Genomic DNA, 11,919 nt, shown 5'->3' with positions numbered 1-11,919 from the left:
CGGCAACCCGCGATTATCGCCGTTCTTCGCCGAATCGGCTTGGCGCCGGTTGCACCGGCAAGGTACGGGGGCCGGCCGCGACCTGGCCCCCGTACGCGCCCTTACACCATCTCCTGCGATCGCACGGTGTCGCGCGCATGCCGGGGATCGCCCGCTTCGACCGCGGCCAGGATCTGCGCGAAGGCCGCGTCGGCCTCTGGCATCGGCAGCAGCATCCATACGTGGAACATGCCCTCGTATTCGAAATAGCGCAGCGGCAGACCCTGCTGCCGTGCCAGCTCGCGAAAGAGGCGGCAGTCCGGCAACAGGATGTCGTGGGTGCCGATGAACAGCGTGGTCGGCGGCAAACCCTGCAGGCTGCCGTTGATGGGACTGACCTGCGCCAGCGTGACGGGATCGTCTCCGGCGTAGACGCGGCCGCATTCGATGCCGCCTGGCCGCGACAGCATCAGGTCCAGCGGCTCGATCGCGTCGATGCCGGGATTGCTGCCGCCGGCGTCGAGAAACGGTGACAGCAGCACCAGCCGGCCCGGCAGCGCCAGGCCGGCGTCGCGCGCCAGCTGCGCCAGCGCGAGCGCCATGCCGCCGCCGGCGGAGTCGCCCATCACGGTAAGGCCGGCGGGATCGTGGCCGTGCACGAGTCGCTCGTAGAGCGGCATCAGGCCCGCAAAGACCTCACGGTGCGTATGCTCCGGCGCCAGGGGGTAGATCGGCACGATCACGGTGGCGCCGAGTTCGTCGACCAGCTTGCCGACGAACTCCCAGTGCTGGCTGACGATGTCGAACACGTAGCCGCCGCCGTGCAGGTAGAGGATGCGGCGACCGCTGCCGGCGCCGCGCGGCCGCACGGTGTAGACCTCGAAATCCACGCCCGCAATCGCTTCCGAGCTGACTTCATGGCGGGCCAGCAGCCTGGCAGAAGGCTCGGCGCGACCGGCCTTGCGGCGTCTGCGAATTTCCTCGTGCAGCGCCTGCGCGCTGGAAAAACGGTGCTTGCGCCGGACCAGGCGCAGTGCGAGCCGCCACAGGCGGCACTGGATGCTGGGCATGACGATCTCCCGGAAAGGCGGTGCCGGCCTGCCTGGCGGCTGGCCGGGGACGGCAAGATACTGGGGAACGACTGCGGCGGATACAAAAAAGGAGCCGGCGGGCGGCTCCTTCTTCAAGCTGGATTCAAGCTCTGTGCAAGCTCGAAACAGTCACCGGTCAGGCGGCGGCTGCGTCCTTCAGCTTCTTCAGCGGGCGTACCTTGACCTTGACGCTCGCCGGCTTGGCCGGGAACCAACGCTCTTCACCGGAGAACGGGTCCTTGCCGAAGCGCTTCTTCTTGGCCGGCACTTGCTGCGCCGTGACCTTCATCAGGCCGGGCAGCGTGAACTCGCCGGCGCCCTTCTTGTGCAGCGCGCTGACGATGGTGTTTTCCAGATGGGCCAGGACCGTCTTCACGGCTTTGGCATCCAGCTCGGTCTGTGCTACCAGGTGAGCGACCAGGCTCGACTTGTTGAAGGTGTCCTTCAGCGGGCGCGCGGTCGGCGCAGCAGCAGCGGTAGCCTTCTTGGCCGGCGCGGCCTTCTTGGCGGCAGCCTTCACGGGTGCCTTGGTTGCCGGTGCCTTCTTGGCAGCGGTCTTGGTTGCAGTCTTCGCGGTCGGGTTCGCTTTGGTCGCCATATCGATAGAGATGAGTTGAACAAAATCGTGCCGCGCGGGATGTGGCATCCGATTTCGCCCGGCTCTTGGTCGGGCGTCATCGGCGCGCGGCAACGACTGAATCATAGCGGAAACAAGCGCACGTCAAGGGGTTTTCGTACATGCCGATGCAAAAAGCGGGGTTTTCCCCGGGTTTTTTGGGGGTTTTTGCTCCGGCGTCCAGCGCTTGTGTCGCGCGCAAGCACCACCACGCATCGAATTGACCCCTGAAAACAAGGGAAAAACACGAAATCGGCGAGCGGGAAGACCGCGCACGCACGCGCATTCGCTGCGCCATCGGCGGAAAAATCCGCGCGCGCGCCGGGAATGGCGAGGCTTCCCGGCGCGCGCACCGGCCCTATCCGCGCAGCTCGCGCCGCAGGATCTTGCCGGTCACGGTCTTCGGCAACTCGTCGATGATCTCCACCACGCGCGGGTATTTGTACGCCGCCATGCGTTCCTTGCACCAGGCCAGCAAGGCCTCCGGCGTAGCGCTGGCCCCCGGCTTCAGGCTGACCACGGCCTTGACGGTTTCGCCGCGGTAGGCATCCGGCACGCCGACCACCGCCGCCTCGCGCACCGCCGGATGCGTATAGAGGACGTCCTCCACTTCGCGCGGCCAGACCTTGTAGCCAGCGGCAACGATCATGTCCTTCTTGCGGTCGACCAGGTAGAACCAGCCCTGCGCGTCCATGAAGCCGACGTCGCCGGTATGGAAATAGCCGCCCGCCATCGCGCGTGCCGTCTCCTCCGGCTTGTTCCAGTAGCCCGGCACGATCATCGGCCCGCGCGAAATGATCTCGCCGACCTCGCCCACCGGCACCGGCTGGCCCGCATCGTCGCCGATAAAGGCGTCGACATTGAAGGCCGGCACGCCGATCGCCAGGGTGCCCGAAGCCGGGTCGACCGGCGCCTCGCGCCCGAGTGGCACCACGTGCGTGGGCGAATTGGTCTCGGTCAGGCCGTAGCCGTTGTGGATATAGTGGCCGAACCTGGCGCGGAACTGCTCCACCACGCTCGGCGGGATCGGCGCGCCGCCCGAGTAGATCCTGGTCAGGGTGGCGAAGTGCGCGCGGGTAGCGTCCGGGTGGTTCATCAGCGCGATGAACACCGTGATCGAGCCGATGGTGAACTCGATGCGGCGCTCGCGGATGGCCTCCAGCACCACGCCGGGCTCGAAGCGGCAGGCCAGCACCAGCGGCGCGGCGCAGATGAACGCCGCTGCAATATGGYCGACCAGCCCGGTGATATGGAACAGCGGCGCCACGCCAAGGATGGGGCCACCCTCGCGCAGGCCGATCCAGTCGCGGTAGACCTGCGCATTGAACGCCACGTTTGCATGCGTGTTCATCGCGCCCTTCGGCACGCCGGTGGTGCCGGAGGTGTAGACCAGCATGGCCAGGTCGTCCGGGCCGCATGCGGCCGGAGGCGGCCGCTGGCCGCGATGCGCCTGCGCCAGCGCGAGCAGGTCGGGCACGCCGGCGGCGGGCTGACGCCGGGCCGCGGCGAACACGCGCGCATCATCGCGCGCCTGGAAATCCAGTTCGGAGGTAGTGATGACCGCGGGCAACGCCAGCGGCGCTTCCTGCCCGCCCTGCCGGTTCGTTTCCGCCTCGAACAGTGGCTTCACCACCTCCGCGTAGAGCGATTCGTGGCAGATCAGCGCCCTGGCGCCAGAGTCCGCCAGCACCAGACGCAGTTCGCGCGCACGGTTCATGGGGTTGACCGGCACGGCGATGGCGCCGAGTTTCCAAGCGGCAAGCAGGCCGATGACGAACTGCGGCACGTTCTGCAGATAGAGCGCGACCCGTTCGCCGCGCGCGCAGCCGCGGGCAGACAGCGCCACCGCCAGCGCGTCGGAGAGTTCGTCCAGCTCGCCATAGCTGAGCGTGGCGTCGAAATAATGGATCGCCGGGCTGGCGGGCGCGCGGCGCGCGGCGTCGCGGAAGATCGACAGCGCGTCGGTGTACTGCGGGGTGATGGCGTGCGGCTGTCCCGGGTTGTAGCTCGACAACCAGGGCTTGGCTTCGTAAGGGGTCATGAGGTACCTCGATTGGCACGGCTGCCGGATGCCCAATGCCGGATGCAGCGCGGACGGCATCCGGCAGCCATTGACGGCGGTTGCGGGAGGAACGCAGGCCGGCGCACGGCCGGCGTCGGCGGCAAGCTTCCTTACTTGATCACCACCGGATTGACCGGCGCGCCGCTACCGTTGACCACCTTGAGAGGTGCCGCCGTGTAGAGGAAGGTCCATTGCTTGTCTTCCGCGCAGTCGTCAGCCAGCGGGTCGAGCTGCGCGATCTCGGTCAGCGTCACGCCGAGGTTGCGCATCAGCGCATTATGCAGCGGCAGGACCACGCCCGATTCCGGATCCACCGTGACCTCGTTGGCGATCGTGTCGGTGACCAGATTGGGGATCTCCATGCGATGGAACCATTCGACCAGTTCGGGGCTATAGGTCAGGCCCGGTTCGACGAAATTGCGGTAGAACTCGGCCTGGTCGCGCTTGTAGAACGAGCCGATCCAGCCGGTGCGGACCACCAGGATGTCGTGCTTCTCGATGCGCACGCCCTGGGTTTCGGCGGCAGCCAGCAGGTCATGGTGGGTAAAGGTCTCGCCCGGGTCCAGCACCGCCTTGCCGCGATGGCGCGCCATGTCGATCAGGACGCCGCGCCCCACCACCCCGCGCTCGGCGATGGGCAGCACGCTGGCTTTTTCCAGTCCGCCGATGGTGGACCTGGCATCGAATCCGTTCCACAACTGGTCGCCGTACCAGACGTGGCCCAGCGCGTCGTACTGGGTGGAGCCCTGCAGGTACATGATCATCATGTCGTCGGCGTACTCGGCCTCGCCGGGAAACTTCGGGCCCTTGCCGCACAGATAGTGGCCCTTGTCCATCACGTTGAGGCGGCGCGCCTGCGAACGCCCCGGCCAGACCGGATCGCCGGCGGGATTGCCCATCTGGATCTGCAAGGTGAAGGTCTTGCCCGAGCGCACCGATGCCACGCCGCGCAACACCTCGGCCCGCGTGAGGTAGTTCAGCGAACCCACCTCGTCATCGGGGCCCCATTTGCCCCAGTTCTTCGGCGCATCGCGCAACAACTCGGCTACCAGCGGGGCGTTTTTTGATTCCATGCCTGTCTCCTGTCTGAATGACCTTGCGAGAGAGAATGACCCGGAAGATGAACGCATCGCACCGGCCATGCCGCTCGCGCATGGTTGGTCATGCGCCAGGCAAATAAATAAGAACGGTCGTACGTTTTTTATTGTTGGCTCAGTTTAGGACCCGGGACGGGACGTTGTCCACACATGGAAACCCGTTCGGAAACTGCCTAAGGCGAGTGGTCCGCTCCCGGGACCTCGCCGAAGTTCAGGGCGCAGTTCCCGAAGCAAGGACGCAACGCCTGGCGCGATCGCACGCAAGCGCGGGGCCGGCGGCGCATCCGGTCGAGGTAGGCGCAGCCGGCCCCCAATTTACTGGCTGGCGGACTTGCGCAGCGCCGTGGCCATGGCCTGCATGGCGACCAGGTAGCCATCCACGCCCAGCCCGCAGATCACGGCCGTCGCCGCGCGCGAGATCAGCGAATGCCGGTGCGTTTCTTCCCGCTTGTGGATATTGGTGATGTGCAGCTCGATCACCGGCCGATGGATCAGCCGCACGGCATCGAGCACCGGGATCGAGGCGAACGAGAAGCCGGCCGGGTTGATGATCACGCCGGCGTCGCGCTCGAACGCCTCCTGCAGCCAGTCGACCAGCGTGGCTTCGCTGTTGGTCTGGCGGAACTCGCAGGCGAGTCCGAGCGAGTCGGCCAGCGCCTCGACCTGCTGCCGGACTTCGGCGAGGGTCGTGGTGCCATACAGGTGCGGCTCGCGCTTGCCCAGCATGTTGAGGTTCGAGCCGTTCAATACATAGACGAGTTTGGACATGATGGTGTTCGGAACGCTAGAAATTCAGTGAGTCTTGCTGATGCCGGGCTGYGCGAAAGGCTCGCGGCCGACGATATTCGCGGCGGGGTCGACCGCGGGATCGACACGGTTCATGTCGATGCCGAGCGTTTCCGGCGCGGTCAGGATCATGGCCAGTGAGACCAGGTTGAACACCGCGCAGACGGCCACCACGCCCCACGGAGAGCCATTGCACACCGCGAGCAGCCACACGGCTACCACCGGCATCGGGCCGCCGGCGATCAGGTTGGCGCCGGTATAGGCCAGCGCGGAGCCCGAGTAGCGCACATTGGTAGGGAAGGCTTCGGCGAATGCAACCGGCTGGATGCCGCTCTGGAACTGCGTGAAACCGAGGAAGAGGCCCATGATCGCCAGCATCGGGACGAAGCTCTTCGTGTCGAGGATCGCGAAATACACGAACAGGATCAGCAGCGTGGCAATCGAGCCGATGGCCAGCGCCTTCTTGCGCCCGATCTTGTCGCTGAGCATGCCGCCCGCCATCGCGCCGAAGATGGCGCAGACGTTGGCGCCCATCAACAACAGGAAGCCAGTCTGTTTCGGTACTGCGAGCGTCTTGGTGATGTAGCTCAGCGAGAACACCACGATCAGGTAGAAGATCGCCGCCGGGCCGCAGAAGAACAGCATCCAGCGGATCACGGTCTTGTAGTGGAAACGCAGGGCATCGCGCAGCGGATTGCCGGCTTCGGCCACCTGCGTCTTGCGCAATTCGACGAACGCCGGCGTTTCGCTGACCTTGAGGCGGATATAGACGCCCACCACCACCAGCACGAAGCTCAGCAGGAACGGAATGCGCCAGCCATAGGATTCGAAGCCATCGGCCGACATGGTCGACGCCAGCAGCAGCAACACCCCGTTGGCCAGGATCTGGCTCAGCGGCGAGCACAGGCCCAGCAGGCCGGAGTACTTGCCGCGACGGTCCGGGCTGGCGTGCTCGATCGCCATCAGTTGCGCCCCGGTGGACTCGCCGCCGAGCGCGAAGCCCTGCAGGATGCGCAGCGCGACCAGCAGCACGGGTGCCCACACGCCGATCTGCATATAGGTCGGCAGCAGGCCCATGAGCACCGATGACAGCCCCATGATCGATACCGTGCCCAGCATGAGATTGCGGCGCCCGAGCTTGTCGCCGAGATGCCCGCAGATGATGGCGCCGAGCGGCCGGGCCGCCAGGCCCACGCCGAACGTGGCCAGCGACGCGAGCAGCGCCGAAGTCGGATCCATCGCCGGGAAGAACAGCTTCGGCAGGATGGTCGCCGCCAGCGCCCCGTACAGCGTGAAATCGAACCATTCCAGCGCGGTGCCGATCGTGGCGGCCGTGACTGCCCGCGTGCGCATCGCCGCGTGTGAATGGTGCTGGGTCTCGTCAATCATATTGTCTCCTTCAATCCGTCATGCTGCGGGTCGAATGCCTCGCATGCTCTCACCAGGGTGTCCTTGGCCCGTCGCCATGCCGGCCGGCCCAGTGAAACCATCGTAGCAGCAGTTGTGGAACCGCATTCCAAAGTGGAATCTCTTGTTGTATTATGAAATGACGATGCAAGTAATTGTGGATTGAGGCGGCCGCCTGCCGCTGCCGCGCACCACGGAAGGAGAACGCCATGTCAGGCGTGATGGAACGAACGCTGGGAATCCTGGAATATCTCGCGACACAGGTGGAAGGCACGCCACTTGCCGCCATCGCGGACGAACTGGATATTCCGCGCAGCGCCTGCCACCGCCTCCTGACCGACCTCAAGACCTATGGCTACGTGCGCCAGTTGCGCGAACACGGGGATTACGTACTGACGACCAAGCTGGTCGGCCTCGGCCTGGGTTTCCTGGCCACGGCCGGCATCGTCGACATGGCGCAGGCGACCCTGGACCGGCTGGCGGAGACCTCGGGCGAACTGGTGCGGCTGGCGATCGTCGACGGCGACCGGCTGACCTGGGTAGCCAAGGCACAAGGCGCGCTCAAAGGCCTGCGCTACGACCCGGACATGGGCATGGACACGACCCTGTCCTGCAGCGCGACGGGGCACGCCTGGATGCTCACGATGAGCGACGAGCGCGCGCTGGAACTGGTGTCGCGGCAGGGCTACGGACAGCCCCGGGAATACGGGCCGAATGCGCCGACCACGGTCAAGGCCCTGCTCGCCTTCATCCACGCCGCGCGCGAACGCGGCTACGCGACCATCAACGAAGTCTTCGCGCCCGGCATGACGGCGATGGCGGCGCCGGTGCAGCGGCGCGGCCATCCCGCCATCGGCGTGATCAGTATTGCCGGCCCGCTGATCCGGCTCGACGAGAAGCGCATGGCGAGCCTGGGGCCCGCGCTGCTTGCGGCGGCGGCCGAACTCGCGGCGGCCAGCCACACTTCGCCGCTGTTCAACCGGGGGCGCTGAACGCAGGCGGAGCCGGCTACGCTTACGCGTCGAGCCCGAAGGCAAGCACCGGCCCAAGCACCAGCGCGCCAAGCAGGATCATCGACAGCCCGCTGTCCAGATGCTTCCACTCGTGCAGCACCGCATGCGCATCCACCTGCGCCCAGAACGGCGCGACCACCCCGAGCAGGACTGCCAGCACCGCACCGGCCAGCAGGAGCGCAGCGCGCGTGCTGCCGTCGCGGCGGCGGGAAGGGCTATCATGGGTGACGCGAATGCCTTGCATGGCCTGGCTCCTGGAATGCGGTGACGATGAATGGGTTCATTCTGACGGCCGCTCCCTGAACCAAGCCTGAGTACGGCATTCAGCTTCCGTTCAGGCAAGACTCCGCACACTGCGCCCGATGAACCCCCGCTCTCCCGCACGCCTTCCCGCCCGCAAGCCCATGCTCGCCCGCGCTCCGCGCGCGCTGCTGCCGTTGCTCGCCGCGCTCGCGCTGCTGGGCGCGGTGCCGCCCGCGCGTGCCGACAATGACGCCGACCGCGCGCGCGCCGCGGTGCAGTCCGGCCAGATCCTGCCTCTCTCGCGCATACTTGAGACAGTCTCCGCGCAGTTCGCGGGCGACGTGATCGGCGTCAAGCTCGACCGCGACGACGGTATCTGGCAGTACGAGGTGAAGTTGCTGCTGCCCGGTGGCTCGGTCGCCAAGCTCGAGTACGACGCCAGCACCGCGACCCTGCTCAAGGCCAAGGGACGCGACCTCGACCAGGCCCGCAAGAAGCCCTGAAGACACCCTGAAGACACCCCGCATACCCCCTGACAACACCTGAGCCCGCATGCGCATCCTTCTGGTGGAAGACGAAGCCACGCTCACCGCCCAGATCCACGCCAGCCTGGTCAGCGCCGGCTATGCCGTGGATACGGCCGCCGACGGCCTCGACGGCTGGCACCTCGGCGCCCAGGAGCCCTACGACGCAGTGGTGCTGGACCTCGGCCTGCCCGGGCTGGACGGCTTGTCCGTCTTGCGCCGCTGGCGCGCTGCGCAGGTCAACGTGCCGGTGCTGATCCTGACGGCGCGCGACAGCTGGACCGACAAGGTCGAAGGCATCGACGCAGGCGCCGACGACTACCTCGCCAAACCCTTTCGCATGGAGGAGTTGCTGGCCCGCATCCGCGCCCTGATCCGCCGCGCCCATGGCATGCCCGCGCCGGAGCTGGCCTGCGGGCCGGTGCGGCTGAACGCGCGCACGGGCGTGGCCACCGTGGACGGTGCCGCGGTGGTGCTGACGGCGCATGAGTTCAAGGTGCTGGACTACCTCATGCATCATCCGGGCGCCATCGTCAGCAAGGCGGCGCTGACCGAGCATATCTACGCCCAGGATTTCGACCGCGACAGCAATACCATCGAGGTCTTCGTCGGCCGCCTGCGGCGCAAGCTCGGCGTGGACGTCATCGAAACCGTGCGCGGCCAGGGCTACCGCCTGCGCCCGCCGCCCGCCCCCGCGGCGCACTGAGCCATGCGCCAGTCCCTGGCAATCCGGCTGCTCGCCGTGGCGGCAATCTGGCTGGTTGCCGCGCTCGGCGGCACCGGCTGGCTGCTCTCCACGCTGTTCGCGCGCCACGTCAACCAGACCTATGTGCGCCAGCTCGACAACCAGCTCACCAGCCTGGCCGCCGCGCTGGACTGGAGCGCCGACGGCAAGCTCACGCTGACGCGCGCGCCGGCCGATCCACGCTATGAATTGCCCTACTCCGGCGCCTACTGGCAGGCGCAGTCCGGCCGCGCCACCTTGCGTTCGCGCTCGCTGTGGGATGCGGAAATGCCGGCCACGGTGGGCAACCGGGTGGCGGGCAGCCACGCCGAGATCCGCCCCGGGCCAAACGGACAATCGCTGCTGGTGGTGTCACGCCCCATCGTGCTGGCTTCGGCCGACACGCCCGTGACGCTCTCCGTGGCACTCGACCGCACTGAGCTGAGGGCCGCGCGCCAGGCCTTCAACCGCCTGCTGGGCTGGTCCCTGACCGCGCTGGGTGCCGGCTTGCTGCTGGCGGTGGCGGCCCAGGTGAAGTTCGGCCTGGCCCCGCTGGCGCGCCTGCGGCAAGCGCTGGCCGCCATGCAGGCGCGTCGCGAAAGCCGCCTGGGCGGCACGTGGCCATCCGAGGTGGTGCCGCTGGTGACCGAGATCAACACCCTGCTCGCGCGCAACGCCGATGCGCTGGCGCGCTCGCGCCGCCAGGCCGCCGACCTTGCCCACGCCGTCAAGACGCCGCTGGCCATCCTGGCCAACGAGGCCGGACGGCTGCCCGGCGAGGCGGCCCGCGCCGCCGCCGCGCAGGTCGAGGCCATGCGCCGCCAGGTAGACCGTCACCTGGCGCGCGCACTGACCCGCCTGCACGCCGGGCGCGAGATTGCCATCGAAGTACAAGGCAGCGGGCACTTCGCCGGCGACCGCCAGGATCTGATCGAGATCCTCGGCAACCTGCTCGACAACGCCTGTCAGTGGGCCACCTCGCGCGTGCGCGTCACGCTGGCGGAGCGCGCCGGCATGCTGGACGTGGTGGTGGAAGACGATGGCCCCGGCATGCCGGAGCAAGCCCGCGAACTGGCCACGGCCCGCTTTGGCCGACTGGACGAAGCCGCCGCGGGCAGCGGCCTGGGGCTGGCCATCGTCAGCGAGATGGCCGCCCTCTACGAAGGCGGGCTGGAACTGGGCCGCAGCGAACTGGGCGGCCTGCTGGCCCGCCTCAGGCTGCCGGCGGGCCAGGCCTGAGGCGGGCGCGTACCGGGCTCAGCAGGCCGCGGTCATCTTGAAGATGCCCTGCGCGTTGCCGGCATCGAAGGACAGGTCCAGCGTGGCCGCGGCGCTTGCCGTGGCGGGCACGACATCGCGCGTGATGAACTCGTAGAACGAGCCCGGCACGGTGCGCCCGACCCGCACGCCGTCCGCGCCGACGAAGCCGCGCTCCACCGGGTCAGCCTTGAACGCGGTCTGCAGCACGCGGCCCGAGCGCGAGACCTCCACCGCATCCTTGATGGGACGACCCAGCTCGCGCTGCGTATCGGCCACGGCGCGCACGTCGGCCACGCGGTCGGTGGCGTGGTTAAAGGCGTTGCCCTCGGTGGAAATCCAGGCCATCTCGGCCGATTCCTTGAGCAGCAGCTCGTAGTCGGCCAGCGCAGGTTCGGCGTGGTGGCGCGCGAAGCACGCCGCAAGCTGCGGCACCAGGCGCGCGGCGTCGGCCAGCGGCAGGCAGGCGTCGCGCTCGAGCACGGCGAGCTGCACCACGGCGTCCTCGCCGAGCGGGTCGGCGGAATCGGATACCACGCGCGACACGGCAGCCTGGAACCCTGCGCTGAAACGCTCCGGGTGCAGTTCGCTGAGGAAGTACTGGGCGATATCGTCCGGCAGGTCGGCGTGCGCGTAGGAACGGCCGGTCATGCCGATAYGGTCCAGCGGATAAGTGCCGTTGAGACGGTAGCCCAGCGGGCCCAGGATGCGGGTAAAGGCAATCTCGCCGCCCGGCAGGCGGCCGCAATCCCATTTCACCGTGCGCAGCGCGCCGTGGTCGAACACCACCTGGCCACCGGCCTTGATCACGTCGCGGGTATAGGCCATGCCGGTCGGCACGCGCTCCAGGATATCGGCGAACAGCACCATATTGAGGGCCTGCGCCACTTCGGCGCGGCTGGCGGTATCGCTGCCTGCCGTCAGCAACTCCGGCGAAACATTCATCAATTGCAGTAACTCGGCTGCCTGTGCTTCACCGCAGATGGTCTCGAGAAGTCGTTGCAGATTCGGCTTGGTCATGGTCGATACGCTGGAAATCGTTTGTTTTCGGGGGATGGAGGGAGCACGTAGCTTCCCGGCGGGCTTATTGTGAGACCGCGCCGGACTTCGTACAATTGAT

Annotated in this window: 12 protein-coding genes; 4 read left to right on the top strand and 8 right to left on the bottom strand. The window is 67.5% G+C overall.

Annotation, left to right across the window (positions count from 1 at the left end):
- Positions 1–101 precede the first annotated feature (101 nt).
- The 6 genes from AB4Z48_RS15015 to AB4Z48_RS14990 all read right to left on the bottom strand — a co-directional run bounded on the left by AB4Z48_RS15015 (position 102) and on the right by AB4Z48_RS14990 (position 7,020).
- A complete protein-coding gene (locus AB4Z48_RS15015) occupies positions 102–1,049 on the bottom strand; it encodes an alpha/beta hydrolase (protein WP_441615211.1) in 948 nt (315 codons plus the stop codon).
- A 157-nt stretch (positions 1,050–1,206) separates the two neighbouring features.
- The gene (locus tag AB4Z48_RS15010) at positions 1,207–1,668 is read right to left on the bottom strand and encodes an HU family DNA-binding protein (RefSeq protein WP_441615422.1); all 462 of its coding nucleotides are present in this window, start codon (positions 1,666–1,668) and stop codon (positions 1,207–1,209) included.
- A 376-nt stretch (positions 1,669–2,044) separates the two neighbouring features.
- Positions 2,045–3,727: an AMP-binding protein gene (locus AB4Z48_RS15005; protein ID WP_441615209.1), complete on the bottom strand. Its 1,683-nt coding sequence runs from the start codon at positions 3,725–3,727 to the stop codon at positions 2,045–2,047.
- Positions 3,728–3,858: 131 nt separating this feature from the next.
- The gene (locus AB4Z48_RS15000) at positions 3,859–4,821 is read right to left on the bottom strand and encodes a cyclase family protein (protein WP_441615207.1); all 963 of its coding nucleotides are present in this window, start codon (positions 4,819–4,821) and stop codon (positions 3,859–3,861) included.
- Positions 4,822–5,160: 339 nt separating this feature from the next.
- Complete coding sequence (locus AB4Z48_RS14995) at positions 5,161–5,613, bottom strand: type II 3-dehydroquinate dehydratase (RefSeq protein ID WP_441615205.1); 453 nt, start codon at positions 5,611–5,613, stop codon at positions 5,161–5,163.
- 24 nt (positions 5,614–5,637) lie between these two features.
- Positions 5,638–7,020, bottom strand: coding sequence for an MFS transporter (locus tag AB4Z48_RS14990; protein ID WP_441615203.1), 1,383 nt, complete (start codon positions 7,018–7,020; stop codon positions 5,638–5,640).
- A gap of 227 nt (positions 7,021–7,247) precedes the next feature.
- On the opposite strand from AB4Z48_RS14990, the gene AB4Z48_RS14985 reads away from it, so the two are divergent.
- Positions 7,248–8,030, top strand: a complete 783-nt coding sequence (locus AB4Z48_RS14985; RefSeq protein WP_441615202.1) for an IclR family transcriptional regulator — start codon at positions 7,248–7,250, stop codon at positions 8,028–8,030.
- A 22-nt stretch (positions 8,031–8,052) separates the two neighbouring features.
- Here the strand turns inward: AB4Z48_RS14985 and AB4Z48_RS14980 are convergent, their stop codons facing one another.
- Positions 8,053–8,295: a hypothetical protein gene (locus AB4Z48_RS14980; protein WP_441615200.1), complete on the bottom strand. Its 243-nt coding sequence runs from the start codon at positions 8,293–8,295 to the stop codon at positions 8,053–8,055.
- A gap of 160 nt (positions 8,296–8,455) precedes the next feature.
- Between AB4Z48_RS14980 and AB4Z48_RS14975 the strand changes: the two genes are divergently transcribed.
- From AB4Z48_RS14975 to AB4Z48_RS14965, 3 genes are read left to right on the top strand one after another with little or no spacing between them, the layout of a single operon-like run.
- Positions 8,456–8,797 (top strand): PepSY domain-containing protein, encoded by a 342-nt coding sequence (locus AB4Z48_RS14975; protein ID WP_441615198.1) that lies wholly within the window; start codon positions 8,456–8,458, stop codon positions 8,795–8,797.
- Positions 8,798–8,846: 49 nt separating this feature from the next.
- A complete protein-coding gene (locus AB4Z48_RS14970; RefSeq protein ID WP_441615196.1) occupies positions 8,847–9,524 on the top strand; it encodes a response regulator transcription factor in 678 nt (225 codons plus the stop codon).
- A gap of 3 nt (positions 9,525–9,527) precedes the next feature.
- The gene (locus AB4Z48_RS14965; protein WP_441615194.1) at positions 9,528–10,781 is read left to right on the top strand and encodes an ATP-binding protein; all 1,254 of its coding nucleotides are present in this window, start codon (positions 9,528–9,530) and stop codon (positions 10,779–10,781) included.
- A gap of 18 nt (positions 10,782–10,799) precedes the next feature.
- On the opposite strand, the gene AB4Z48_RS14960 is transcribed toward AB4Z48_RS14965, so the two are convergent.
- Entirely contained in the window at positions 10,800–11,819 is a 1,020-nt protein-coding gene (locus AB4Z48_RS14960) for a DUF1338 domain-containing protein (RefSeq protein ID WP_441615193.1), read from the bottom strand.
- Between the last annotated feature and the right edge of the window lie 100 nt (positions 11,820–11,919).

The organism is Cupriavidus sp. 2TAF22 (assembly GCF_052115045.1).
Classification (GTDB): domain Bacteria; phylum Pseudomonadota; class Gammaproteobacteria; order Burkholderiales; family Burkholderiaceae; genus Cupriavidus.
This window is presented reverse-complemented; position numbering and strand designations above follow the sequence as displayed.

Bases quoted from the DNA above. Each gene is read 5' to 3' on its own strand.
- AB4Z48_RS15015 (WP_441615211.1), bottom strand. From the start codon at position 1,049: ATGCCCAGCATCCAGTGCCGCCTGTGGCGGCTCGCACTGCGCCTGGTC.
- AB4Z48_RS15010 (WP_441615422.1), bottom strand. From the start codon at position 1,668: ATGGCGACCAAAGCGAACCCGACCGCGAAGACTGCAACCAAGACCGCT.
- AB4Z48_RS15000 (WP_441615207.1), bottom strand. From the start codon at position 4,821: ATGGAATCAAAAAACGCCCCGCTGGTAGCCGAGTTGTTGCGCGATGCG.
- AB4Z48_RS14995 (WP_441615205.1), bottom strand. From the start codon at position 5,613: ATGTCCAAACTCGTCTATGTATTGAACGGCTCGAACCTCAACATGCTG.
- AB4Z48_RS14985 (WP_441615202.1), top strand. From the start codon at position 7,248: ATGTCAGGCGTGATGGAACGAACGCTGGGAATCCTGGAATATCTCGCG.
- AB4Z48_RS14980 (WP_441615200.1), bottom strand. From the start codon at position 8,295: ATGCAAGGCATTCGCGTCACCCATGATAGCCCTTCCCGCCGCCGCGAC.
- AB4Z48_RS14975 (WP_441615198.1), top strand. From the start codon at position 8,456: ATGCTCGCCCGCGCTCCGCGCGCGCTGCTGCCGTTGCTCGCCGCGCTC.
- AB4Z48_RS14970 (WP_441615196.1), top strand. From the start codon at position 8,847: ATGCGCATCCTTCTGGTGGAAGACGAAGCCACGCTCACCGCCCAGATC.
- AB4Z48_RS14965 (WP_441615194.1), top strand. From the start codon at position 9,528: ATGCGCCAGTCCCTGGCAATCCGGCTGCTCGCCGTGGCGGCAATCTGG.